Source organism: Haloferula sargassicola, from assembly GCF_040362925.1.
GTDB classification, from domain to species: Bacteria; Verrucomicrobiota; Verrucomicrobiia; order Verrucomicrobiales; family Akkermansiaceae; genus Haloferula; species Haloferula sargassicola.
On record NZ_BAABRI010000012.1, the window covers coordinates 148832 to 173711 of the forward strand.

The 24880-nt window shown below is 64.9% G+C and carries 19 protein-coding genes; 15 read left to right on the forward strand and 4 right to left on the reverse strand.

The window, feature by feature from the left end; translation table 11 throughout:
- The first annotated feature begins 76 nt into the window (after nucleotides 1-76).
- The 7 genes from ABXH26_RS11995 (at nucleotide 77) to ABXH26_RS12025 (ending at nucleotide 8060) form a co-directional block, all read left to right on the forward strand.
- Entirely contained in the window at nucleotides 77-934 is an 858-nt protein-coding gene (locus ABXH26_RS11995) for a PIG-L deacetylase family protein (protein WP_353567311.1), read from the forward strand.
- Nucleotides 934-1704: a glucosamine-6-phosphate deaminase gene (gene nagB, locus ABXH26_RS12000; RefSeq protein WP_353567312.1), complete on the forward strand. Its 771-nt coding sequence runs from the start codon at nucleotides 934-936 to the stop codon at nucleotides 1702-1704. The genes ABXH26_RS11995 and nagB overlap by 1 nt, the downstream gene beginning before the upstream one ends.
- Nucleotides 1705-1848: 144 nt before the next feature.
- On the forward strand, nucleotides 1849-2925 hold the full coding sequence (locus tag ABXH26_RS12005) for a Gfo/Idh/MocA family protein (RefSeq protein ID WP_353567313.1): 1077 nt from the start codon (nucleotides 1849-1851) through the stop codon (nucleotides 2923-2925).
- A 7-nt stretch (nucleotides 2926-2932) separates the two neighbouring features.
- A complete protein-coding gene (locus tag ABXH26_RS12010) occupies nucleotides 2933-4171 on the forward strand; it encodes a 3-keto-disaccharide hydrolase (protein WP_353567314.1) in 1239 nt (412 codons plus the stop codon).
- A 78-nt stretch (nucleotides 4172-4249) separates the two neighbouring features.
- Nucleotides 4250-5632 (forward strand): MFS transporter, encoded by a 1383-nt coding sequence (locus ABXH26_RS12015; RefSeq protein ID WP_353567315.1) that lies wholly within the window; start codon nucleotides 4250-4252, stop codon nucleotides 5630-5632.
- A gap of 3 nt (nucleotides 5633-5635) precedes the next feature.
- Nucleotides 5636-6904 carry a Gfo/Idh/MocA family oxidoreductase gene (locus ABXH26_RS12020; RefSeq protein WP_353567316.1) on the forward strand — a complete coding sequence of 423 codons (1269 nt, stop codon included), beginning with the start codon at nucleotides 5636-5638 and terminating at the stop codon, nucleotides 6902-6904.
- Nucleotides 6905-6968: 64 nt separating this feature from the next.
- Complete coding sequence (locus ABXH26_RS12025) at nucleotides 6969-8060, forward strand: substrate-binding domain-containing protein (RefSeq protein WP_353567317.1); 1092 nt, start codon at nucleotides 6969-6971, stop codon at nucleotides 8058-8060.
- Nucleotides 8061-8075: 15 nt separating this feature from the next.
- Here the strand turns inward: ABXH26_RS12025 and kbl are convergent, their stop codons facing one another.
- Both kbl and tdh read right to left on the reverse strand, forming a co-directional pair.
- Entirely contained in the window at nucleotides 8076-9272 is a 1197-nt protein-coding gene (kbl, locus tag ABXH26_RS12030; protein ID WP_434783425.1) for a glycine C-acetyltransferase, read from the reverse strand.
- Nucleotides 9273-9299: 27 nt separating this feature from the next.
- A complete protein-coding gene (gene tdh / locus ABXH26_RS12035) occupies nucleotides 9300-10340 on the reverse strand; it encodes an L-threonine 3-dehydrogenase (RefSeq protein WP_353567319.1) in 1041 nt (346 codons plus the stop codon).
- A gap of 249 nt (nucleotides 10341-10589) precedes the next feature.
- Between tdh and ABXH26_RS12040 the strand changes: the two genes are divergently transcribed.
- The 6 genes from ABXH26_RS12040 to ABXH26_RS12065 all read left to right on the forward strand — a co-directional run bounded on the left by ABXH26_RS12040 (nucleotide 10590) and on the right by ABXH26_RS12065 (nucleotide 19886).
- Nucleotides 10590-12149: a sulfatase family protein gene (locus tag ABXH26_RS12040; protein WP_353567320.1), complete on the forward strand. Its 1560-nt coding sequence runs from the start codon at nucleotides 10590-10592 to the stop codon at nucleotides 12147-12149.
- A gap of 198 nt (nucleotides 12150-12347) precedes the next feature.
- A complete protein-coding gene (locus tag ABXH26_RS12045) occupies nucleotides 12348-14561 on the forward strand; it encodes a hypothetical protein (RefSeq protein WP_353567321.1) in 2214 nt (737 codons plus the stop codon).
- Nucleotides 14562-14594: 33 nt separating this feature from the next.
- Nucleotides 14595-15458, forward strand: coding sequence for a PEP-CTERM sorting domain-containing protein (locus tag ABXH26_RS12050; RefSeq protein WP_353567322.1), 864 nt, complete (start codon nucleotides 14595-14597; stop codon nucleotides 15456-15458).
- A gap of 117 nt (nucleotides 15459-15575) precedes the next feature.
- Complete coding sequence (locus ABXH26_RS12055; protein WP_353567323.1) at nucleotides 15576-18497, forward strand: glycosyl hydrolase family 28-related protein; 2922 nt, start codon at nucleotides 15576-15578, stop codon at nucleotides 18495-18497.
- 65 nt (nucleotides 18498-18562) lie between these two features.
- The gene (locus ABXH26_RS12060) at nucleotides 18563-19351 is read left to right on the forward strand and encodes a glycoside hydrolase family 16 protein (RefSeq protein WP_353567324.1); all 789 of its coding nucleotides are present in this window, start codon (nucleotides 18563-18565) and stop codon (nucleotides 19349-19351) included.
- Between the two features lie 70 nt (nucleotides 19352-19421).
- Complete coding sequence (locus ABXH26_RS12065) at nucleotides 19422-19886, forward strand: GNAT family N-acetyltransferase (RefSeq protein WP_353567325.1); 465 nt, start codon at nucleotides 19422-19424, stop codon at nucleotides 19884-19886.
- A gap of 231 nt (nucleotides 19887-20117) precedes the next feature.
- Here the strand turns inward: ABXH26_RS12065 and ABXH26_RS12070 are convergent, their stop codons facing one another.
- Nucleotides 20118-20480, reverse strand: a complete 363-nt coding sequence (locus tag ABXH26_RS12070) for an RNA recognition motif domain-containing protein (RefSeq protein ID WP_353567326.1) — start codon at nucleotides 20478-20480, stop codon at nucleotides 20118-20120.
- Nucleotides 20481-20826: 346 nt separating this feature from the next.
- On the opposite strand from ABXH26_RS12070, the gene ABXH26_RS12075 reads away from it, so the two are divergent.
- Nucleotides 20827-21783: a glutathione S-transferase family protein gene (locus tag ABXH26_RS12075; RefSeq protein WP_353567327.1), complete on the forward strand. Its 957-nt coding sequence runs from the start codon at nucleotides 20827-20829 to the stop codon at nucleotides 21781-21783.
- 195 nt (nucleotides 21784-21978) lie between these two features.
- Nucleotides 21979-22800, forward strand: coding sequence for a hypothetical protein (locus tag ABXH26_RS12080; RefSeq protein ID WP_353567328.1), 822 nt, complete (start codon nucleotides 21979-21981; stop codon nucleotides 22798-22800).
- A gap of 268 nt (nucleotides 22801-23068) precedes the next feature.
- Here ABXH26_RS12080 and ABXH26_RS12085 read toward each other — a convergent pair whose 3' ends face one another.
- Complete coding sequence (locus tag ABXH26_RS12085; protein ID WP_353567329.1) at nucleotides 23069-23968, reverse strand: hypothetical protein; 900 nt, start codon at nucleotides 23966-23968, stop codon at nucleotides 23069-23071.
- Nucleotides 23969-24880 lie beyond the last annotated feature (912 nt).

The window sequence follows — 24880 nt, forward strand, 5'->3', positions numbered from 1 at the left end:
TCTCGCCTGCGGTCGGGATTCCGCCTACGAAGTCGCCCGAGACGGCACGGTCCCGCCGCGCCGTCGAGCGACTTCCATGACCTTCCGAAACGCCAGCGCCACCCTGTTCATCCCGGATTCCCAAGCGGAGGCCGGGGCCTTGAAACGAATCACCCACCTGGGCATCGGGGCGCACCAGGACGACCTGGAGTTCATGGCCTTTCATGGCATCCTCGAGTGCTACCGGAGCAAGACGAAGTGGTTCGGCGGCGTGACCTGCACCGACGGGGCCGGCAGCTCGCGCGCCGGGCCCTATGCGCATTTCTCGGATGAGGAAATGGTGGCCGCCCGCCGTGCCGAACAGGACCAGGCGGCGCAAATCGGGCACTACGGCGTGATGATCCAGCTCGGCCATCCCAGCAGCGTGGTCAAGAGCCCGAACGATCCCTCCCTCCGGCAAGACCTGCAGGCGATCCTTTCGACCACCCGCCCCGAGGTCGTCTACACCCACAACCCCGCCGACAAGCACCAGGCACACATCGGCGTGGTCATCGCCGCCCTGCAGGCGATGCGCGCCCTGCCGCCCGCCGACCGGCCGCAACGCGTCATCGGCTGCGAAGTCTGGCGGAACCTCGACTGGCTGGACGATGCCGACAAGGTCCTCATGGACGTGAGTGGCCACGACGAGCTGGCGGCGGCATTGAACGGCACCTTCGACTCCCAGATTGCCGGGGGAAAACGATACGATCTCGCCACCCTCGGACGCCGCTCGGCGAACGCCACCTTCTTCAACTCGCATGCCACCGATGCGGCGACCCAGCTGATCTACGGCATGGACCTGACACCGCTGGTCACCGATGAAACTTTGAGCATCACCGACTACGTCGGCGCCCAGATCGAAAAGTTCCAAACCGACGTGAAACACCACCTCGCCCGACGACTCGGGGAAGCCTGATGGAAATCATCATCCAGCCCACCGCAGAAGCCGCCACCTCGATCGCCGCGCGCATGATCGCCGGCCTGCTGGAGGAAAAACCCGCCGCCGTGCTCGGCCTGGCCACCGGCAGCACTCCGCTGAAGCTCTACGGCCAGCTGACCCGCATGGAGCTGGACTGGTCCGGCGCCACCACCTTCAACCTGGACGAATACGTGGGCGTGCCGCCGGACCACCCCACCTCATACCACCACTTCATGCGGGAGCACCTGTTCCGGCACGTCAACCTGGCCCCGGAACGAATCCATCTCCCCGACGGGCTCGCGCCGGACATCCCCTCGTGCTGCCGCCGGTATGAAGCGGAAATCCGCGCGGCCGGGGGCATCGACCTCCAGGTTCTTGGCATCGGCACCGATGGCCACATCGGCTTCAACGAGCCCACCTCGTCACTGGCCTCCCGCACCCGCATCAAGACCCTGACCCCGCAGACGCGGCGCGACAACGCCCGCTTCTTCGGCAGCGAGGAACAGGTCCCGCACCACGTCATCACCATGGGCATCGGCACCATCATGGACGCGCGACACTGCGTGCTGCTCGCCTTCGGCGAAAAGAAGGCCCGCGCCATCGCGCAAGCCGCCGAGGGACCCATCACCGCCATGAACCCGGCCAGCGCCCTGCAGCAGCACCCGCGGGTGACCTTCTTGCTCGACGAGCCCGCGGCCTCGGAACTGAAGCTCAAGGACTACTACCGCTGGGCCTACGAAAACAAACCCGCCTGGCAGGCGATCTGACCCGGAGCCCGAGGCCTGCCGGCACCCATTTCAAGCTCCCTGCGCGCCTGGGACCCCGCGCTGAAGCGCGGACCGAACCCGCCCTTGGCGTGGCCGCGGAGCTGATATATTCCTCCGGCGCGGCACGTTGTTCCGCTTCCGATCATGCCCGATCCCATTCGAATCCTCTGCGTCGGAGCCGGCCACATGGGCCGCTCGCACGCGCTGGCCTACCATCGCATCCCCGGTTTCGAGGTCGTCGGCATCGTCACCCGCTCCGCGGAAAGCCGGGCCCGCCTCAATGCCGAACTCGGAGGAGGCTGCGCGGAATTCGCCAATTTTCACGAGGCCCTTGCGGAAACGAAGCCGGACGCGGTGAGCATTTCCACCTATCCGGACACCCACGCCGCCTATGCCGCAGCCGCCTTCAACGCCGGCTGCCATGTGTTCCTTGAAAAGCCGCTCGCGGAGACGGTCGCCGCCGCTGAGGAAATCGTCGCCAAGGCGGTGTCGAGCCGCAGGAAGCTGGTCATCGGCTACATCCTCCGCCATCACCCGAGTTGGGTGAAATTCATCGCTTTGGCCCACACGCTCGGCAAGCCGCTGGTCATGCGCATGAACCTCAACCAGCAGTCCAGCGGCGCCAACTGGAAAACCCACCAGGCGCTGATGGCCTCGGTGTCCCCGGTGGTCGATTGCGGCGTGCACTACGTCGATGTGATGTGCCAGATGACGCGCTCGCGGCCGGTCCGGGTGTCGGGCATCGGCGCTCGGCTCAGCGACGAGCTGCCGGAGGGAAAGATCAACTACGGCGCGCTGCAAGTGACCTTCGAGGACGGATCGGTCGGCTGGTACGAAGCCGGCTGGGGCCCGATGATGAGCGAGGTGGCCTTTTTCGTGAAGGACGTGGTGGGACCGAGGGGCAGCGTCTCGATCGTGGCGGAAAAGGCCGCCGGCGAGGGCCAGAGCGCGAATGTGGACGCCCACACGCAGACCCAGTCGCTGCGCCTGCACCACGCGCAGCTCACGCCGGACGGCCATTTCGCCCGCACCGACGAGACGCTGCGGCTCGAGGACGAGCCCGATCACGACGCCTTGTGCCACCGCGAGCAGGAGTATTTCCTGAGGGCGATCCGCGAGGACCTCGACCTCGCCGATCACATGAACGACGCCCTTTCCTCGATGCGGATCGTCGCCGCCGCCGACGAGAGCTTCCGCACCGGAAAAACCATCCACCTCTGATCCCGACATGAAATCCATCGCCACCCTCGCCTGTGCCCTGCCGCTCGCCGCTTCCGCCGAGCTGCGATCGTTGTCCCTTTTCGATGGCGAGGACCTCGCTGCCTGGATCGGGGATGGCTATGTGGTCGAGGACGGCACCCTCGTCTGCACGCCGGAGGGGCGGAACCTGGTCACCCGCTCGATCTTCGCCAACTACGCCTTCGACTTCGAGTTCAAGCTGCCACCGGGAGGCAACAACGGGATCGGGATCCTCTACCCCGGGGAGGGTGATGCCGCCTACACCGGCATCGAGGTGCAGATCCTCGACAACGGTGCGGAGCAATACGCCGACCTACTACCGGCCCAGTACCACGGTTCGCTCTACAAGCTTGCGGCGGCGAAGGAGGCCCCCCTCAAGCCGACCGGCGAGTGGAACCAGGAGCGGATCGTCGTCAACGGCAGCCAGGTGCAGGTGACCTTGAACGGCGAGCTGATCAACCAGGCGGACCTCGACGAGCTGAACCGGAGATTCCCCGACCACGCGGGCGCCAGGCACCGGGCCGGCCACCTCGCGCTCTGCGGCCATGGCGACCCCGTCGCGTTCCGGAACCTCCGCATCGCCGAAATGCCGCCCGCCGCCAACGACGCGGGAGCCGCGGCGGCGGGATTCGTGAGGATCTTCGACGGCGAAAGCCTGGACGGCTGGCGGGCCGCGCCCGGCGACGAGGGCCACTGGGTGCCGCTGAACGGCATCCTGAAGTACGACGGCCGTAGTGAATCCAAGGACAAGGACCTCTGGTCGGAGAAGGAATACGGCGACTTCACGCTGGCCTTCGACTGGCGCTGGTCGGCGCCCGGCCCGGTCATGAAGCGCCCGGTGATCGGCGTGGATGGCAGGGAAACCGGCAAGCAGGTGGAGGTGCAGGAGCTGGACAGCGGCATCTACCTGCGCGGCAGCTCGAAAAGCCAGGTGAACCTGTGGAACTGGCCCTGCGGGTCGGGCGAGGTCTACGGCTACCGGACCGACCCGGACCAGCCGGCCGAGGTGGTGGCCGGGGTCACGCCCCGCGCCAAGGCCGACAAGCCGGTGGGCGAGTGGAACCGCATGCTCATCACGATGAAGGGCGACCGGCTCTCCGTTTCCCTCAACGGCCTGGAGGTGATCCGCGAGGCCACCCTGCCCGGCGTGGCCAGGAAGGGACGCATCGCCCTCCAGCACCACGGCACGCCGATCGACTTCGCCAACCTCTGGATCAAGGAGCTGTGAGGGCCCGGAGTACGACAGACCCTTTTGATAGGCCGGCTTCGTCCTTGCCCGTAGTCCCGGAAACAACGACCTGACCCCATGGAAAGCTCCAAATCCCAAGGCCTGCTGGCCACCCGACTGTCGATCATGATGTTCCTCCAGTTTTTCGTCTGGGGGGCTTGGTTCGTGACGCTCTACCAGATTCTCGGGGGCAACGACCTCACCTCCATCATTGGCGATGCCTACAGCAGCGCGCCGATCGCGGCGATGGTGGCGCCTCTTTTCCTCGGCCTGGTCGCCGACCGCTTCTTCGCCTCCGAGCGGGTCATGGGCATCCTGCTGCTGGTCGGCGGCGTGCTGATGCTGATGGTCCCCGGCGCGGTCGCGGCGGGGGATGGCGGGAAGGTCGTCTGGCTCTTCATCGGCCACATGCTCTGCTACATGCCGACGCTCGGCCTGGGGAACACGATCGCCTTCACCAACCTGCCGCGCGAGGTTTTCCCGAAGGTCCGGGTGTGGGGCACCATCGGCTGGATCGCCGCCGGCCTGGTCGCGGGCTTCCTCGGCTGGTCGGCGGATGTGAACCTCTTCAAGATGGCCGGCGCGGCCTCGCTGCTCCTGGGCGGCTACTGTTTCACCCTGCCCCACACGCCGCCGCCGCTGGCGGGCCGCAAGGCCGACCTGCGCTCGCTGCTGATGGCCGATGCCTTCCGCCTACTCGCCAAGCCGGCGTTCCTGGTCTTCATCGTGTGCTCCACGCTGATCTGCATCCCGCTGGCCTACTATTATTCCAATACTTCCGGCTTCCTCTACGACATGGGCTTCGAACAGCCGGCCTCCGCCATGACCGTCGGCCAGATGTCCGAAATCATCTTCATGCTCCTGATTCCCTTCTTCTTCCGGAAGCTCGGCGTGAAGTGGATGATCCTCATCGGGATGCTCGCCTGGGTGCTGCGCTACCTGCTTTTCGCCGCGGGCGCCCCGGACCAGGTGGCCTGGATGCTGTTCCTCGGGATCGCCCTGCACGGGGTTTGCTATGACTTCTTCTTCGTCACCGGCTTCATGTACACCGACCGCGCCGCGCCCAAGGAGATCCGCGGGCAGGCGCAGAGCATGCTGGTCTTCTTCACCCAGGGCGTGGGCATGTTCATCGGCTTCAAGGTGGCCGCCGCCAAGCTGCTTCCGGTGACCGATCCGTCCGCCGCGCTGGCCGGGGAAATCGGAGCCGCCCGCGGCGAGCAGACCCTGACCTTCGCCCAGCAGCTCGGAAAAATGTTCGCCGTGACCATGCCGGACGCGGTGAACGGCGACACGCTCGCCGCCGCCGCCACGGCCTGGAAAGGTTACTGGACGCTGCCCGCGATGATGGCCGGGGGCATCGCCGTGCTGTTCTTCCTCGCCTTCTGGGACCGCAAAAAGGACGACCCGGACACGGCCGAAGTGGCCGAGGCCGCCGCGCCGGAAGAAACCACCGCCGTTTGACCCATGAATCCCCTGAGCCGACGCCAAACGCTGAAGGGCCTCGCCGCCCTCGCCACGATCCAGATCGTCCCCAGCCGCGTGCTCGGACTCAACGGCCAGACCGCTCCGTCCAACGAACTGACCAAGGGCATCATCGGCTGCGGCGGCATTTCCGCCTCCCACCTGACCATGCCCGGCAAGCTGCTGGCCCTGTGCGACGTCGATCGCCACCACCTCGACCAGCGGATGAAGGAGGCCGGCGGCGAACAGGCCGGGGTGACCGGCTACCATGATTTCCGCGAACTGATCGCGCGCGATGACATCGACATCGTCCACATCGCCACCCCGCCGCACTGGCACGGGCTGATGTCGATCGCCGCCGCCCGGGCTGGCAAGGACATCTGGTGCGAAAAGCCGATGACCCGCACGATCGGCGAGGGCATCGCGGTGGCCAAAGCCGTGCAGGACGAAGGCCGGATCTTCCGCATCAACACCTGGTTCCGCTTTCAGGGCGGCTTCTACGGCATGAAGGCACCGGTGAAGCTGATGAAGAAGGCCATCCTCGCCGACATGTTCGGCTGGCCGTTGAAGTTCACCGTTTCCGCCTCCACCGGGTTCGACTGGAAATTCCAGTGGGTCGGCCAGTTGAAGCTGCCCCTGGAGCCGGTGCCGGACTACTTCGACTACGACCTCTGGCTCGGCCCCGCGCCGGCCAAGCCCTACCATCACCACCGCACCCACCAGACCTTCCGCGGCTACTGGGACTATGACAGCGGCGGGCTGGGCGATATGGGCCAGCACTACCTCGATCCCATCCAATACATGCTCGACAAGGACGGCGAGGCTCCCGTTTCCGTGGAAATCGATGCCGATCCGCAGGACGCCGACGCGGTCGGCACCTGGCGGCGCATCGAACTGACCTATGCCGATGGCTGCAAGGTCATCCTCGACGGCGAGGATCGCGACAAGGACGCCGCCTACATCGAGGGCCCGAAGGGCAAGCTCATGAAGGGCTTCGAGTCGGACATCCCGGACTTCCGCGCGAAGGTGCGGGAGCTGCCCGATCCGCCGCCGCAGAACACCGATTTCCACGAATGCGTCCGCGAGCGGAAACCCTTCGCCCTGAACGAGGACAACGCCTTCTGGTCAACGACCATGCTCAACATGGCGGTCACCGCCCACCGCTTGAACCGAAGCCTGAAGTTCGACTCGAAGACGCTGACCTTTGACGACGATGAAGCCAACGACCTGATCCGCCAGCCGATGAGGGGTCCCTGGTCGCTGGACACCTGAATCCCCAGGGGGAGCCGGGGCGTCCGGACTGGCATGGACCGGCCGCGCCGATACGTTTCCGGCCATGGATCGTCTTCCGCCGCGCCCCTCCCTCCCCGCGATGCTCGCCGAGCGCCTGGCGGAGGAAATCCGGGACGGGGTGTGGACCCGCGTCCTGCCGGGCTCCCGCGTGCTTGCCGGGCGCTACGGGGTCGACCGCAAGACCTGCGACCTGGCCCTTTCCCTGCTGACCGACCGCCGGATCATCAGCCCTCCGAGCCAAGGCAAGCGACGCCGCATCCTGGCCACCAGCGTCCCTCAAAACGCGCCGCCCACCGGCCACCTCCTTCTGCTGCACTCCAGCCACCGGGTCCTCGATACCAACATGCTGGACTTCCTCTGGAAAATCGCCGGGGTGTGGCACGACCACTCGGGCGAGGCGCACTTCGAGCGCGTCGATTACGGCCGCTACCGGAACCCGGCCACGCGGCTGGACGGGCTCATCGAGCGCCATGCGGCCACGGCGATCTTCATGCTCATGCCCACCTGGGAGTGGACGCAGACCGCGATGACCCGCCTGCCGACCTACCGGTCCGGCGGGGATGGCGACCGGAGCTGGCCGGTCAGTTGCAGTGGCTACTCGGTCGAGCAATCGGTGGGCGAAGCCGCCCGCCGACTCGTCGCGGCCGGGCACAAGCGCATCATCGCCCCCGTGGAAGGCGGCTGGCCGAAGCTCCGGGCCACGCTCCAGCAGGGCATCGCCCAGGCCTTCGGCGGTCGCCACCCGGTGTATCCCGGCGATGAGATGGTGCCCGAGTTTTCGGAATCGGTGGCGGAGGCCTGGCAGGGCTATTGGCGGCGGAGTTTCACCCGGCTCCGGCCGACGGCGATCATCCTCCTTCAGGAAACGCACCTGCTTTCCCTCTACAGCTACTGCTCGGCTGCCGGGATCCGGCTTCCCGACGACCTCTCGGTGATCCTCCTCGGCCAGTCCGAACTGCTGGCCTGGCTGCGGCCGAAGCCGGTCATGGCGACCTTTCCCTACGCCCGGTCGGTCGCCCACTTCCGGCATTGGATTTCGGCCGGGCTCCGGCCGATCGGCCACCGGATGTCGAAGCTGGAATTCAGCGACGACGGGGAAACCGTGGGCCCGCCCCCGAAAGCGGGAGGTCGCTAATCCGCGGCGGGTTTTTCAGGAAATGACACCCAGCTCCCTGCCGGTGTCGCTGAAGGCCTGCAGCGCCCGGTCGAGGTGGTCGCGCTCGTGGGCGGCCGAGATCTGCGTGCGGATGCGGGCGGTGTCCTTGGGCACCACCGGGAAGAAGAAGCCGATGGCGTAGATCCCCTTCTCCAGCAGCTTGGCCGAGAAGTCCTGGGAAAGCCGGGCCTCGCCGAGGATCACCGGAGTGATGGGATGCCCCGCCCCGCTGATGGTGAAGCCGGTGGAGGCGATCTGGTCGCGGAAATAACGGGTGTTGTCCTTCACCTTGTCCGCGAGATGAGTCGATGCCGTGAGCATTTCGAGAACCTTGAGCGAGGCGGCCGCGATCGGTGGAGCGATGCTGTTGGAGAAGAGATAGGGACGGGAGCGCTGGCGCAACAGGTCGATGATCTCCTTTTTCCCGGAGGTGTAGCCGCCCGACGCACCGCCGAGGGCCTTGCCCAGGGTGCCGGTGGTGAGGTCGATTTTCCCGAACAGGCCGCAGTGCTCGTGGGTGCCGCGCCCCCGCTCGCCGAGGAAGCCGGTGGCATGGCAGTCGTCGAAGTGGACCAGCGCGCCGTATTTTTCCGCCAGGGCGTGGATCCCCGCCAGGTCGGCGATCACGCCATCCATCGAAAACACGCCATCGGTGGTGATGAGTTTGTGGCGCGCGCCATCGGCATCGGCCTGCTTCAGCCGGGCCTCCAGGTCCGCCAGATCATTGTTGTCATACCGGTAGCGCCGGGCCTTGCAGAGCCGCACGCCATCAATGATCGAGGCGTGGTTGAGGGAGTCCGATATGATGGCATCCTCGGGCCCGAGAAGCACCTCGAACAGCCCGCCGTTGGCATCGAAGCATGAGGGATAAAGGATCGTGTCCTCGGTGCCGAGGAACTCGCTCAGCGCCTCTTCCAGCCGGCGGTGAAGCGTCTGGGTGCCACAGATGAAGCGGACCGAAGACAGCCCGTAGCCGTAGTCGCTGACCGCCTGGCGGGCGGCCTCCCGGACTTCCGGATGGTTCGAGAGGCCGAGGTAGTTGTTGGCACACATGTTGATCACCCGGCGGCCGTCCTGCAGCGTGATCTCGGCGTCCTGCGCGGAGTCGATCGCCCGCTCGGTCTTGTAGAGGCCGGCGGATTCGATTTCAGACAGGGTGGACCGGAGTTGTCCGAGGAAGTCGCTGGGGATCATGGAAAATACCGGGTGCTGCGTGTTTCAAGCGTCCGCGGCCTGGCTCCAATCCAGGATGACCTTGCCGCAGGAGCCCTCGTTCATGAGGGCGAAGCCTTTTGCGAAATCGCGATAAGAGAAGTGATGGGTGATGACGGGAGATATATCGAGACCGGACTGCAGCATGGTCGTCATCTGATACCATGTTTCATACATCTCGCGGCCGTAGATGCCCTTGATGTGGAGTCCGTTGAACACGACCTTGTTCCAGTCGATCGCCACCGTCGGCTCGGGGATCCCGAGCAGGGCGATCTTCCCGCCGTGGGCCATGTTGTCGACCAGATCGTTGAAGGCATGGCGGTTGCCGGACATTTCCAGGCCGACATCGAAGCCCTCGGTCATGCCCAGTCGGTCGGCCGCCTCACGGATCTTCGCGCGGGAAACGTTCACCGTGACGGTGGCGCCCAGCTTGGAGGCCAGCTCCAGGCGCTGGTCGTTGAGATCGGAAACCACGACGTGGCGGGCGCCGGCGTGCTTGGCGATGGCGACCGCCATGCAGCCGATCGGCCCGGCCCCGGTGATGAGGACGTCCTCCCCCAGCAGTGGAAAGGACAGCGCGGTGTGGGTGGCGTTGCCGAACGGATCGAAAATGGAGGCGAGGTCCCGGGAAATGCCGGGCGCATGCTTCCAGACATTGGTCGCCGGAAGGGCGATGTATTCCGCGAAGGCGCCCGGGTGGTTGACCCCGACGCCGGCGGTGTCCTTGCAGAGGTGGCGGCGGCCGGCCAGGCAGTTCCGGCAGCGGCCGCAGATGAGGTGCCCCTCGCCGGAAACCACGTCGCCGGCTTTCAGGTAATCGACGTCGGCCCCGATCTCGACGATCTCGCCGACGAACTCGTGGCCGATCACCAGCGGCACGGGGATCGTTTTTTGCGCCCAGGCATCCCAGTTGTAGATGTGGAGGTCGGTGCCGCAGATGCCGGTCCGGTCCACGCGGATGAGCACTTCGCGGTCGCCTATGGTCGGCTCGGGAACGTCGGTCAGGGTCAGGCCGGGTGCAGCCTCGGATTTGACGAGTGCCTTCATGACGCGCATCGAAAAGGGAATGAGAGGTTGCGGCGAGAACTCCCGCCGCCGCCAAGGCCGGCGGCCCGGACACGGCGGATTCTGCAAGCCGATCCCAGGCCACGCAAAGGGAATTCCCCGCGCGGGCCGGCGAAGACCGGCCATTTCAAGTGGCGGAGCCACTGGGCCAGTGGGTGCCGCCCGGCCGCGGCGGTATGAAACATTTCGGCCCGCTCGGGCATTACTAAGGGACGCCCGTCGCTCCCACCCATGATCCGCACCCGCTCCCGACTGCCCGCCATTTCCTCGCTGATCCTGCTCTCGCTCGGCGCCATCCTGGCCGCCTCCGGACGCGACCGACCGAACATCCTGGTCATGATCAGCGACGACCAGTCGTTTCCCCACGCCTCGGCCTACGGGTCGGAAATGGTCGATACGCCGAACTTCGACCGCGTCGCCTCGCAGGGCATGCTTTTCACCCGCGCCTTCTGCGGCGCGCCGGGTTGCAGTCCCTCCCGCGCCGCGTTCCTCACCGGCCGCCAGATCTGGCAGCTCGAGCATGCGGGCACCCATGACTCGTCGTTCGGCAAGCGCTACCGGACCTTCGTCGATCAGCTGGCGGATGCCGGCTACCACACCGGCTACGTCGGCAAGGGCTGGGGCCCCGGCAACTGGAAAGCCGGCGGCCGTACCTGCAACCCGGCCGGACCCAGCTACGGGGGCCACGACAAGCCCTACGCGGAAGGTTTCGCGCGCTTTCTCAAGGAGCGCCCCAAGGACGCTCCCTTCGTGTTCTGGTTCGGCTCCGCCGATCCCCATCGCGGCTACCAGAAAGGCAGCGGCCTCGCCTCCGGAAAGACCCTCGCGCAGGCCGAGGTCCCGCCTTTCCTGCCCGACACCCCCGAAATCCGGTCGGACCTCCTCGACTATGCCTTCGAGGTCGACCGTTTCGACCGCGACTGCGGTGCCATGCTGGAGCTCCTGAAGCAGACCGGCGAATACGACAACACCCTTATCATCGTCACCAGCGACAACGGCATGCCCTTTCCCTATGCCAAGGCCAACTGCACCGAATTCGGCATCCACATGCCTCTCGCCATCGCTTGGGGAAAGGACGTCCCCGCCGGCCGCACGAGCGACCGCCTGGTGAGCCAGATCGACATCACCGCGACCATTTATGAAGCCACCGGAGTGCGGCCGCCCGAGGGTGTTCCCCTCGCCGGCCGGAGTTTTCTCGCCCATTTGGAGGGAAAAGATGACTCGCCGGGGCCTGACGCCCTCTACGCCGGCCGCGAGCGCCACTCGTCCTCGCGTTTCCGCACCCTCGGCTATCCCCAGCGCTGCCTTCGCACCGCCACCCATCTCTACATCCGCAATTTCAGACCCGAACGCTGGCCCGCCGGAGCCGGGCAGAAATTCACCCGCGCGCCCGGATCGCGCCTGAGTGGAAAGCACGACGGCTATCACGACATCGATGCCTCCCCCTCGCTCGGTTTCCTCATCCACCACCGCCATGATCCCGCGACCCAGCGCTTTTTCCACCTCGCCGTGGATCATCGGCCGGGCGAGGAACTTTACGACCTCACCCGGGACCCCGGCTGCCTCGACAACCTGGCCGACGATCCCGCCAGCGCCGCCATCCAAAGCCGCCTCGCCGCCCGCCTCGACCGCTACCTGAAGGAAACCGGCGACCCCCGCGTCACTGGCACCGGCGATGTCTTCGAGACCTACCCACGCTACTCGCCGGTGCGCTCGTTTCCCGAACCCGCCTGGGCGAAGAAGCATCCGGAAACGGTGCCGCCCACGCCGTGGCTCGACGACAAGGGCTGATGCCCGGCGCGTCCGCGGAAGCCGCCCGGAGAACGGTGGCCGCAAGGTGCGCCCTTCGGAAAATTGCGGACGAATTCGGCGAACGCTTGCCGGACTCGGGAAATAATCTGTCTGACAACCTTGGATCGGATCGGCGCCTTCCGCCTGGATCCTTCCCGATTTTCATGGCGTTCCGCGCCCAACCCAAACCCAGAATCCATGCTCAAAAACCCCTTAGCCCTGTCACGGGCTCCGCTGACTGCCGGCCTGTGTTGCCTTTCGCTCTCTCAAGCTCAAGCCGAGATCATCACCCAAAGCATCGGCAACATCGATTGGAACGCCGCCATGTGGGGCGATCCCGCCGCGCCGCCCACCGCCGGGAATGATTACTTTACCGACAGCACCCTGGACCGGGTGAGGATCGCCGCGGACGGCACCTCCTCCACCTTTGGAGGCGATTCCCTCACCCTCGTCCAAGGATCCCGGGCGCTCATCAAGCTGCAGAACGGGGCCGTGGCGACCCTCAACGGCGACCTGACCCTGGACGGAGGCGGCATAAGCTACGGCCCCAACGGCGGCCCGCACGACGGCACGCTGATCGTGGACAACTTCGTGGTGACCGGCACCGGCGCCGACATCACCCCGAGTGGCGGGGTGGGGACCTTCACCATCGACGGCACCTTGCGCGGGGATGGCGACCTCCAGATGCTGGTGGTCAGCGGCACCAACCTGAGGACCGTGGTTTTCACCGATGTCGGCGACTACACCGGAAACATGACCGTGGCGGACCTCATCCGCGTGGATTTCAATGGGGACCACTCGTTTCCAGGCAGCCTGACGCTGCTGGGCGGAGCCGTCCTGACCGTCGATCAGACGCTCACCTTCGAGGAAGGAAAGCTGATCGCGAACGAAACGGTGATCCCCGCCGGCACCTACTCCGGGGCGGATCTTTTCGATCTGGGCGCGAACTTCGACGAGTTCGGGGGAACCCTGATCGTCGAGCGCAGTGATAGCGACGACGACGGACTCCCGGATTTTTATGAGGATCTGATCATCGCCTTCGATCCGGACGACGATGTCACCGACTACACCGACGTCACGCCGCTCACCGACTTCGATGGTGACGGGCGCAGCGACCTCGCCGAGTTCGCCAATGGAGACCTCGCTCTCCAGACCGACCCGACCGATCCCGACATGGACGATGACGGTCTGCTCGACGGTGCGGAAACGGCGGGCACCAACAACACCGGTGTCGCCACCGGCTACGGAGCGACCGATCCCAAGAACCCGGACAGCGATGACGATGGCTACAGTGACGGCATCGAAGTCCGCTACGGCTCCGATCCCAACCAGGAAACCGGGCTTCCCGGAGATCCCGCGCCCCTCGTCAATGGCGGGTTCGAGGCACCTCCGCTCGATCCCTACGGCGTGGGTGTCGGCGCCGCGAGCGGCAACGTTCCCGGCTGGTCGGCGGTCGAAAACGATTTCTGGGTGCTCGACTATTTCGAGACCCCCGGCCTGCACAACCCGTCACTGGCGAGCGAAGGATTCCAATTCGCGACCGCCGTCCGCACCGCCCCGGAGCCCGACGTCGAACCGGTCGATCTCACCGGCGGCGACGACGCTTCCATGAGCATGCGCCAGGACATCGACGTCTCGGCCTTCGCCACGCAGTTGGACGACGGAGCCAGGACCTTCTTCCTGGATTTCGACTGGCGGGACAGCGATGCGGCGGACCAGGGGATCATCACGGTCTCCTTCCTCGACGCGTCGGACAGCGCCGTGGGACACGCCTCCACCTTCGAGACCTCGGGTTCGCTCGCCGACTGGACCACCACCCGCTTGCCGGCCTATCCGCCGGTGGGAACCCGCACGATCCGGGTCACCGTGGAGGCCATCAAGATCGGCGGCGGCACCTCGTCGGTGCGAAACGTCCACTTCGACAACTTCATCGGCCGTCTGGTGGATTTCGACAGCGACGACGACCAGCTTCCCGACCCCTGGGAAACCGCCTACGGCCTGGACATCGACGACCCATCCGACGCCGCCGTTTCCTCGGATGGGGACAGCCTGACCAACCTCGAGGAATTCCAGGCGGGAACGAACCCCACGCTGGCCGACACGGATGGGGATGGCGTCGATGACGACGCCGAAATCGCACAGGGAACCGATCCGCTCGATCCGGCCTCCGTGCCCGGCGGCGTCGAGCTGGTGGACATCATCACCACGCGTGACGGAGCGAACCAGGTCGTCGAAGTCGAGGTGGTGTTCAGCGGACTGGTTCCGGGGACCTCCTATGAACTGCTGCGGAGCACCGACCTCCAGTCCTTCACGACCTCTGTCGATGCATCGACGCCGGACGGCTCCACCGCGAGCTTCTTCGATTCCGATCCGCCCGCGGGCAAGGCGTTCTACCGCCTCAGCGATCAGTGATTTCCTCAGAACCCAAAAAACCAAACCGAAGCCATGCGCTACCTATCATCGGGCACCTGCTGCCTCGCCGCACTCATCACCGGAGCCTCGTGGTCATCCGGTGCCATCATCGCTGATTTCACCGACGGAAACGGAGCGAGTTCCGTGGACCAGTACCAGGGCATCGCGGGCGATGGCTGGGACGGTCCATGGGGAACCTCGACCTCGACCGCCGACCTGACCGGGAGCGTCGTCAACAGCTCCCCCCTCAACGGCGGAGGCAATTATCTCAGCTCCACCCTCACCGCCACCGGAGCCTCCGGCGGAAGGGGCATCCAGTTCCGGAACTACAATGATTTCGGAGATGTGAATGTGTCCGCCGCCCACACCATCTCCTTCGACATCCGGGTCGACTCGTCATTGGCTACCTTCAACTCCGGCATCGATTACTTCCAGATGTACGACCGCATCGGCGGCACGGATTTCGCCAACACCGGGGCCTGGCTGGTGCGGGCATTCGGGGCCGATGTGGAGAACCTGGGGACTACCGCCGTCGTCGGGGGAAACTGGGCGATCTACAATGGCAACAAGGACGGCTCGTTCTCCAACACCAACTTCGTGGATACCGGGGTGCCGCTCGTCGCGGGAAATGTTTATCATTTCGATGTCACCCTCGACCCCACGATCGCCGAGTACTCGGTCACCATCAATGGCGGCACCACGTTCTCCGGTTTGGGATTCCGCAATGCCACCGGCACCGTCCAGACCCAGGTCAACTTCGGCGGGCGGGTCAGCGATCTCAATGAGACCCTGACCTATTCGCTCGATTCGATCGCGGTCACCAACGTGCCGGAGCCGTCCTGCCTCCTCGTCTCGTGCCTCGGCGTCCTCGGTCTTGCCCGGCGGCGGCGGGCCTGAGTTTCCCCGTCGGACCCACCCGTCTCCCATGGCCCCGGGGCAGCCGTCCCCGGGGCTTTTTCGCCCTTCTCCACGCGCCCCTCGAATCGGCCGCCCGGCCTTTCCCGCCATGCATCCATGAAACTTCGCCCGGCCTCGATCGTCGCCCTGCTCCTGCCAGCCTTCCCCCTCGCGGGGGCCGTGTTTCCCTATCCGGACCCACCCAACGCGGAGGTCAGCTCCAGTTATTCCATGGCGGTCGATGGCGCGCCGGTGACCGTGATGCATTACATGGATTACCATTACGCGCATTTCGCCTTCGATGGATCCATCCAGGTGTCGGTGGCAACGCCCGACCCCATCACCAGCTTTCGCATCAGCCCCGCGGGCCTCGGCATCCAGGGGGAGGTTCTGGATGAAACGACGCTCTCCTTCACCCTCGACGCGGCTCTTGGAATAGACGCCACGCCGACTTATCTCGTGATCGATGTCGCCGGCAGGGAGAAGTTGGTGATCCTCGCCGATCCTCCGGAGTCCGACGTCCCGGCATCAAACGGGCCGGGCATCTTCAACGTCGTGTCCGACTTCGGCGCGGACGCCTCCGGTGCCACCTACACCCAGCCGGACCTCCAGCAGGCCATCGATGCGGCGAGCGCCTTCGGCTCCCCCGCCGCGCCGGGCATCGTCTATGTGCCGCCCGGCCTCTATCAGGTCCGCTCGGATCTTCTGCTCAAGGACAACGTCGACTTCTATCTCGCGCCCGGCTCCGTCATCAAGGCGGACGAGGATGTCGGCCACTATTCGGTTCAGGGCGGAGTCATCGGTCCGGTGCTAGTGGTGGACAATGCCGAGAACGTCACGATCCGCGGCCGGGGCGAGGTGGACGCCAGCGGCATCGCCCTCATGGACCTGCTGAGCCGCACGCCTCCCGTCTTCGTTTCCCAGAGCAACGACCACCCCCGGCGCCGGATCCTCCGCACCAACAACGGCGGCACTTCGCGGAATGTCCGCATCGACGGCATCCTCTGCAAGGACGCCACCGGCTGGTCGGTCGAACTCAAGCGCACCCTCGGCATCACCGCCCGGCATGTGAAGGTGCTCAACCACAAGGACATCAACTGGAAGATCGAGAACGACGGCATCAACGTCTGCTCGTCGTCCGACGCCGTGGTCAACCAATGTTTCGTGATGACCATCGACGATGCCGGCTGCGCCAAGGCCTCGGACGCGGTCATGGGTTCGATGGACCACGTGCTTTTCTCCAACAACGTCCTCTGGACCTGGAGCGCCGGAGCCAAGGCCGGCATGCAGAACGACCACCCCATGAACGACGTCGTTTTCCGGAACCTCGAGGTGGTGCACTGCCGCCGGGCCGTGGCGGTGGACACCAAGACCTCCCAGGACATGGGAAAGGCGATCCCGATCGAGGGCGTCCGCTTCGAGGACATCCATGTGGAGGAAATCGAGGGCCACTGGAACATCGCCAACCATGATGCCCTGGAGTTCATCCTCGAGGACGCGGATGCAAACGACATCACCATCCGCAATCTCCGCCTGCCGGAAAACCGGCCCCTGCGCTGCGGCCCGCGGTTCCAGGCCCACGGCGTTTCGTTCGTGAATCTCGTCATGGGCTCGGAGCTGATCACCGACGTCTCGCAGGTAACCGTGACCGGAAGCCAACCGATCCACGACCTTACGTTCACCACCCAGATTCCCGATATCCACCTGGCCGGCCCGGCGACCCATGACGGCTCGGATTTCACCGTCGCCGTCCAGTTCAGCATGCCGGTCACGGAGCTGGCCCTGTCCGATTTTCAGGTCACCCACGGCAGCGCCTCGAAGCTCGAGGGAGGCCCCTCCCTCTTCACCCTGACGGTTCATCCCGATACCAACGGCTGGATCCAGGTCACCCTACCGGCGGACTCCGCACAGTCTTCGGCGGCGATGGGCAACCTCGCCTCGGAAACCCTCGACATCGCCCGCGCCGCGGCGGCCATCGCCCTGCCCACCACCGCCAGCGCCCCGCTCGAGCTCCACGTTTCCGCGGATGACCTGGCGCTCGCGGACGGGGCGACGGTGAGCGAGTGGCCGGATGCGGTGCGCCCGCGTTCCTTCACCGGGACGGCCACCTTCGAGGCCGACTTCACCCACGGCATCCCGGGCGTCCGCTTCAATGGCACCAACGACCAACTTTCCCTCACCGGCATCGAGGACGGCCCGGACACCGGGCAGGTCACGATCCTGGTGCTCGGCGCGTTCTCGACCGAGGGCAACGACGCCGTCAGCGACTTCATGATCTCCAGCCAGTTCCCGGATGGATCCACCAACAACCGCTTGCGGATCTTCAAGCGGGGCAACGACGGCCGGATCGACGCCCGCGTGGGTGGCGGCTCCACCATTTCCGGCAGCACGACCGATACCGCCCCGCACGTCTTCGGACTGGTGGCGGGGCGAACCCCCGGCTCGGTGGATTTCCTGATGGATGGAAGGACCCTCAACACGGGCAGCTCGGGGAATTCCGCGGCCATGCAGGCCTTGTTCCTCGGGGCCTACGGCACGGGTGGCAACCAGTTCTTCGAGGGCACGGTTTCGGAAGTGCTGCTCTTCAGGGGAGCCCTGTCGGAAACGGACAGCGCGGCCGTCCAGGACTACCTGTTCCGGAAATACTTCGGCCATGCCCTCGATACCGATCGCGACGGACTCCCCGACGCCTGGGAATACGAGCAATTCGGCGGCCTGTCATCCACCGCGGGCGGCGCGTCGGATGCGGATGGTGATGGCTTCACCGACGAGGACGAATGGCTCGCGGGAACCCGCCCCGCCGATGGCAGCTCGATTTTCAGCAGCACCCTCCACCCCGCGGGCCCCGGATCGCTGGAGCTCACCTTCTTCGCCATCCCCGATCGACGCTACACCCTGGAGGTCAGCCCCGACCTTCAGGATTGGGTCGAAAACGGAACTCTGGACCCGGTTCAGGCCCCCGGAGTCCGGTCGATGCCGCTGGCCGCTCCGCCCGCCGCCCGGCTCCATTTCGCCCGGATCCGGGCCGACCTCGAGTGAGCCGCATCACCCTCGCCCGGCACCTGCCTGCAAGAGGTGCGGGGGTTTCACGGTAAGCTGAGGTCGTGAAAGCCGCCCCGCCCCTCATCGCGCTGGTCCTCGCCACTTCGACCGGCTTGGCCGACCTCCCGCCGGCACCGGCCGGCTGGCAGCTTCACTGGCACGACGAGTTCGAGGACCCGCGGATCGATCCCGCCAAGTGGTCACCCTGCGAGCGCAACACGCCCGACTGGGCCAACACCATGACCCGCGACCCGCGGTGTTTCGAAATCGGCGGCGGCACCCTCAAGCTGGTCGGCATCGTCAATCCCGACCCGGCCGGAGACCCATCCCCCTTCCTCACCGGCGGCCTGACCTCGAAGGGAAAGTTCGAATTCACCCATGGCAAGGTCGTCATCCGCGCCCGCTTCAAGTCCGCCCGGGGTGCCTGGCCGGCGCTCTGGCTTCTCGGCACCGGGGGCGACTGGCCGCACTGCGGGGAAATCGACCTGATGGAACATCTCAACTTCGACGACAAGGTCTACCAGACGATCCATTCCCACTACGCCAACGAGATCGACCACAGCCGCAAGGACCCACCGAAAGACACCACCGTCCCCGTCGATCGCGACGACTGGAACACCTATGGTGCCGAATGGAGCCCCGAAAAAATCGTCTTCACCGTCAACGGCCAACCCACCCTGACCTACCCCAGGATGCCCGAAAAGGGCCCGGAGCAGTGGCCCTTCGACCAGCGCTTCCATTTCATCCTCTCCATGCAGATCGGAGGAAAGTGGGTCGGCGAACCGGACCCCGCCGACTACCCGGCCCACCTCGAGGTCGATTGGATCCGCGTTTTCAAAAAGAAGCCGTAACCCACACCGCGCCCCGCCGCCCCGCGGAAAAATGGTTTCGCCGCCGGCCCGCGCGTGGATGCTCCAGACCATGCCGAATCCCGAGCCGCGCCCCATCCGTCCCGCCGATGTCGGAGAACTCCACGAGATGGTCCGTGAGCTGGCCGACTTCGAAAAAATCGGCCACCTCGTGAAGTCGTCGCCCGGGGACCTTGCGGACGCAATCTTCGGGCAGCGGCTGCTGGAAGCCCTCGTCATCGACCGTCCCGGGGGAGACGGCCTCGCCGCGTTCGCCCTTTTTTACCGGAACTTCTCCAGCTTCACCGGCAAGCCCGGCCTGTGGCTGGAAGACTTGTACGTCCGTCCCGACTTCAGGGGCACGGGTTTCGGGAAAAGCCTCTTCACCGCCTTCATCGACACCGCCCGCCAACGCGGCTGCGGACGGGCCGAGTGGTCGGTGCTCGATTGGAACCAGCCCGCCGTGGACTTCTACCGCGCCCATGGAGGCGAGCTCATGCCCGATTGGCGCATCTGCCGGATCACCTTCAAGGACTGACCGGAATGGCACGAGATTAAGCTCCCATTACGTTTCTTCCGTTCCGGAGGGATTTGGGAATTCGCTTTGATCCCGTGCCATTCACGACTGACCGCCACCGCGGCTATCCGCCCGGCACCGGCTTCATTCCTGGAGCCGACGATCGAGCCCACCGGCCGCCCCTTCATGAAAAAAGCAGGGCTCCCCTCGGGGATGCCCTGCTTTTGAGAAAGCCTGGGTCGGATGGGCCGCTTACCAGCGGTTGCCACCACCGCGATTGCCGCCGCCGCCGCCGTAGCCGCCGCGGTTGCCACCACCACCGCCACGGCGCTGGCCGCCACCGTAGCCGCCGCCACCGCCACCGCCGCGTTCTTCGCGCGGCTGGGCCTCATTGATGCGCAAGGCGCGGCCTTGGAAGTCCTGGCCGTCCAGCCCCTTGATGGCGGCTTCCATGGCTTCCTTCGAGCCCATGGTCACGAAGGCGAAGCCTCGCGGGCGGCCGCTCTCCCGGTCGGTCGGAAGGTGAACGTCCGTCACGTCGCCATACTCGGAAAACAGGTCGCGAAGGTCCTGGTCGGTGCTGCTGAAGGGGAGATTCCCCACGTACATTTTCATGATATCAAGTGGCCCGCGGATCCTTTCGTATCTTGCAGACTGTTCCCGCTTGTCGGGTCTCAGATCACCATCGAATCGCTAAACTCACCTGGCAACACTCCGTTCCTTGATCATGCCAGGGCGCGGACCACCCCGATCCCCGTGAACCATATCGCCCTCCCAGGCAAGCGAATTCGCCCGCGAATCGCGACGGAGCCCGATTCAAACCGGGCTCCGCAGCCAGAAGCCGCGTGCCACGGCCCGTGCCGAAGCCGCCGGTCAACCCCGGCCCGCGAGGAGCGCCACCGCACGCTTCACTCTGTGGAAACCGCTTGCCCGTCCGGGCTTCCGGCACGAGCGGGGGTGGATGGACTTTCCCGACGAACAGAGCAAGGAGGGCGGATTCGAACGCCAGCAGGATGCCTTCCGCCACTGGGTCCGTGACGAACCCGGTGCGCGCTTCCGCCCCGAGCCGGGCCGCTACCACCTCTACATCAGCTATGCCTGCCCGTGGGCCCACCGCACCCTCCTCATGCGCCAGCTCAAGGGGCTCGAGGACGCCGTCGGCATGACGGCGGTCGATCCCGTCCGCGATGAAAACGGCTGGCGTTTCGGCGAGGGCGACGGCTTTTCGCCCGACCCCTTGCACGGCTGGAAATACCTCGCCGAGGCCTATGAACTCACCCGGCCGGATTTCGCTGGCCGCGTCACGGTGCCGGTGCTGTGGGACCGGGAGACCCGCCGCATCGTCAACAACAGCGAGGTCGACATCATGCGCATGTTCGACGACGTCTTCTCGCCGCTGGCCCGCGCCTCCCGCCCCGGCGAGTTTTACCCGCCCGCCCTGCTGCCGGAGATCGAGCGCCTTGAAACATGGATCTACCTCCGCGTGAACGATGGCGTCTACCAATGCGGTTTCGCCACCCGCCAGGAGGTTTATGAAAAGCATGTCTTCGAGCTCTTCGACACGCTCGACCAGCTCGAGACCCGCCTCGGCCGCCAGCGCTACCTCGCCGGACGCGTGATGACCGGCGTCGATTGGAATCTATGGGTCACGCTTCTCCGTTTCGACGCCGTCTATCACGGCCACTTCAAGTGCAACCTCCGCCGGATCGCCGACTATCCGAACCTCTCCGGCTTCCTTCGCGATCTCTACCAATCCGGTCGCGTGCGCGAAACCGTCCGCCTCGATCACATCAAGCGGCACTACTACCTCACCCACCGTAGCATCAACCCGAACGGCCTCGTTCCCGCGGGACCCGATCTCGACCTGGAAAGCCCCCACGACCGCGAGGCGCTTGGCCCTGCCGGCACCGCCGGGTGAAGCTCCGCTGGACAGCTTCCCTTTGTGCCCGAGCGTGAGATTCACACCCGAGTATTCCACCCATGAAAGCAGCCCGTATCCATCAATTCGGCGGCCCCGAGGTCGTGCAGACCGACGACATCGCTCGCCACCGCATCGTGGGTTTGTCAGGAATCGGGATCGACGTCCCCCCTCTCCCCGCGTTAGCTCCCCTTCATGCTTCGCCTCCTCCTCCTATGCTTGGGGCTGCAGGCTCCCGCCGGTGCCCACCTGGTCGAAGCCGCCCCCTCCGAAGCCACGACTTTCCAGCTCGATGTCGATGGCGACGGCGTTCCCGAACTCGACCACTTCATGTTCTCGGAAGATGACCAACGCCTCTTCTTTTTCATCAGCGTCGATATAACCGAATCGCCCACCTCATTGGGTAAGAATTCATTCAGAGGCATCACCGGCGGCAGCGCGGCCACGATCGAACATTTGTCCGAGGCCGATGGATTCTCCACCACCTTCGTTCCTCCGCAAGATATGAAGCGCGACTCTCAGCTCGATTCCGCCAGGGGCTATGTTTCGCTGACCGATGACGAACCGCTCATGGCCACCTGGACCTATGGAACCCAAGGGACAGACTCGGAGGTCGCGCACCTCGTCGGAATCATCATCGACGCCCGTGCTTACTTCGATTCGGGGCGGGCGGCCCCTATCAGGATTTATTATCACGATGCCGGACCCGTGGCTTCCGGTGGAGAGCCCCGGTGGATCTCGCTGGCCGACACGGGAATCCCCCTTGCCCCAACAGAGCTGGATGCCGAAGTGAGGCACCCGGTCCCGCGCCTGGTCCGGTTCACCGTGTCTACGGAAGTCGGATTGAAATACCGGATCGTCCGCCGTTCCATCCACCACGCGCCTGAGGAGGTCATCTGCGTCGATGGTGACGGGACGGAAATGACCATCGAGTGGGACGACTCGGACCGTTCAGAATCCGGTGCCATCTTCTACCTTGAGTCGTTCGGCGGCACCGCCTTCACCCCGCAGGACTGAATGAAACCTGTCCACTCGACGCGCCCTTACACGGCCATTCGCCCGGCATCCTATGATCGCAGGAACCGAGCATCGCTGGATTTCTGGGGATGACCGTCAGGCGAACGAACAGCCGCCCGTCACCACCGAGACCAAGAGCCCCCCATGCGATTGATGGGCCGTCAAAATGGTTAGCGTAGGGCAACTGCTCCACGTTCTCGCCGGCCGTTTCATTGAAGACAATACACTTCACCTGAAGTCGGGCCATCCAATCAAGCAATGACCCGATTCATCCATGGCTTTTCCCCCGGCCCACCATCCGCCAGATCGCGATCAAGAGAATCCCGGTTCCCGCCACCAGCCCCACCCACCACAGCGGTTTCTCATCGGGTTGCTCCTCGGCTCGCTCTTCTTCCGCGACACCGGGAACCCGCCGTAAATTCCTCTCCTCCACCCCGGCCAGTCCCTGCCCAGGCCTCAGTTCCCGCTCCGCAGGCCCCGTCAAGGTGTAAGGCTGGGGATCACCCTTGAAACGGAACGTCCGGGTGCCGGCCTTCACCTGTTCGAACCACAGCTGCCAGGTCCTCAAATTTTCCGCTCTTGCGAAAAGCTCCTCATCGAACGTGGGTGGATCGTCCAGCAGTCGAATGAGAGCCTGCTGAGATAGGTAAGCATTCGCCGTCGGAATACCGACATCATAAAGACGCGGATCGAGCATATGCCTAGTATCAGACAAGAATCCTCCTAAAACCTTCACGGATTGAGGAGTTTTCAATTCACCCAATATGTTGACGACATACAATCTCATGAGATCCGGATCGCCGTAGTGGGCAATGACGTTATTATTCCCTTCCTCCCACAGCTTCCATGCTCTTTCCATTTCGCTCTGGAAAAATTCTGCATGGCGGGGGATTGAGCACATGGCATTTACAAGCTCTTCTTTCACTTCCATCCTTTCTTCCAGAGGATATATGTTTTTTTTGCCTATCTTTCTTATACCCAATCCTAATAGTAAAAGATTCTCATCCGAAGGATTCTTCACGGCTTCCATAGCGACTTTTTCCCATTTCTCGAAAGCCGCCAAAGTCTCGGCTTTCTCTGCCTCGCTTATTTCCGATGACGGTTCACTATTCGCGATAGATCCCAATAATACCACCAAAAATACAGCACCACAAATAATGGTATCCATATAATTATTAGTTATCGAACTCGGAGGAAAGCCTTTGGCCGGAATGAGTGGCTCATGAGCGTGAACCCGTCGTGGCTGATCGGTGTTCGCCACCAGCAGCCACCTCACCACCGAGGACACCCGTCCCGAGCGCCGCCCGCGTGCCACTGAGCCCGCCAGTTCGAACCGGCCCGTCCGGCTCGATCCGCCCCCTCTTCGCCTGAGGTCGGTCCTCGTTTCTCGTAATTTCGGCATCCTTGCACCGGGGGTCTGCCCACGGTTTTTCGTAGTTGAGTACTCCGGCATCCATGATTCGCACTGCGAGCGGCAATCTATCGCAAGGCTTTTCGCAAGCCATCCGTTTCCAGGTTCGCGATTCAATTACGGGTCCTTCGACCACCCCTTCCATTTCATCCTCTTCATGCAGATCAGCGGCCAACGGGTTGGTGAAGCCTATCCGGAGGACTTTCCGGCTTGATGGACGTTGCGGGCTTTCAAGGAGGAGAACTGAATCGAATGGCACCGGATTAAAGCGATTTTCGGTGGTCTTTTCATGAACCCGGAGGGGCGCAGCTCAACGCGGAGCGCTGGCTTTAGCCGGCGCGTCTCCGCTCACCGTCCCGCGCCGGCTGAAGCCAGCGCTCCGATCCCTCTTCCGCAGCGACAGATGGATCCACGGAAGCCCCACGGGGGATTCACTCGCTAACGAGAGAAGCGGGCTCCGAGGATCGGCGGCCGTAGGCACGCCCCTCCGTTATCGACCGCGGACCGCGGACCGCGGACCGCGGACCGCGGACCGCGGACCGCGGACCACGGACCACGGACCACGGACCACGGACCACGGACCACGGACCACGGACCACGGACCACGGACCACGGACCACGGACCACGGACCACGGACCACGGACCACGGACCACGGACCACGGACCAC

Bases quoted from the DNA above. Each gene is read 5' to 3' on its own strand.
- ABXH26_RS11995 (WP_353567311.1), top strand. From the start codon at position 77: ATGACCTTCCGAAACGCCAGCGCCACCCTGTTCATCCCGGATTCCCAA.
- nagB (WP_353567312.1), top strand. From the start codon at position 934: ATGGAAATCATCATCCAGCCCACCGCAGAAGCCGCCACCTCGATCGCC.
- ABXH26_RS12005 (WP_353567313.1), top strand. From the start codon at position 1,849: ATGCCCGATCCCATTCGAATCCTCTGCGTCGGAGCCGGCCACATGGGC.
- ABXH26_RS12010 (WP_353567314.1), top strand. From the start codon at position 2,933: ATGAAATCCATCGCCACCCTCGCCTGTGCCCTGCCGCTCGCCGCTTCC.
- ABXH26_RS12015 (WP_353567315.1), top strand. From the start codon at position 4,250: ATGGAAAGCTCCAAATCCCAAGGCCTGCTGGCCACCCGACTGTCGATC.
- ABXH26_RS12020 (WP_353567316.1), top strand. From the start codon at position 5,636: ATGAATCCCCTGAGCCGACGCCAAACGCTGAAGGGCCTCGCCGCCCTC.
- ABXH26_RS12025 (WP_353567317.1), top strand. From the start codon at position 6,969: ATGGATCGTCTTCCGCCGCGCCCCTCCCTCCCCGCGATGCTCGCCGAG.
- tdh (WP_353567319.1), bottom strand. From the start codon at position 10,340: ATGAAGGCACTCGTCAAATCCGAGGCTGCACCCGGCCTGACCCTGACC.
- ABXH26_RS12040 (WP_353567320.1), top strand. From the start codon at position 10,590: ATGATCCGCACCCGCTCCCGACTGCCCGCCATTTCCTCGCTGATCCTG.
- ABXH26_RS12045 (WP_353567321.1), top strand. From the start codon at position 12,348: ATGCTCAAAAACCCCTTAGCCCTGTCACGGGCTCCGCTGACTGCCGGC.
- ABXH26_RS12050 (WP_353567322.1), top strand. From the start codon at position 14,595: ATGCGCTACCTATCATCGGGCACCTGCTGCCTCGCCGCACTCATCACC.
- ABXH26_RS12055 (WP_353567323.1), top strand. From the start codon at position 15,576: ATGAAACTTCGCCCGGCCTCGATCGTCGCCCTGCTCCTGCCAGCCTTC.
- ABXH26_RS12065 (WP_353567325.1), top strand. From the start codon at position 19,422: ATGCCGAATCCCGAGCCGCGCCCCATCCGTCCCGCCGATGTCGGAGAA.
- ABXH26_RS12070 (WP_353567326.1), bottom strand. From the start codon at position 20,480: ATGAAAATGTACGTGGGGAATCTCCCCTTCAGCAGCACCGACCAGGAC.
- ABXH26_RS12075 (WP_353567327.1), top strand. From the start codon at position 20,827: ATGGACTTTCCCGACGAACAGAGCAAGGAGGGCGGATTCGAACGCCAG.
- ABXH26_RS12080 (WP_353567328.1), top strand. From the start codon at position 21,979: ATGCTTCGCCTCCTCCTCCTATGCTTGGGGCTGCAGGCTCCCGCCGGT.
- ABXH26_RS12085 (WP_353567329.1), bottom strand. From the start codon at position 23,968: ATGGATACCATTATTTGTGGTGCTGTATTTTTGGTGGTATTATTGGGA.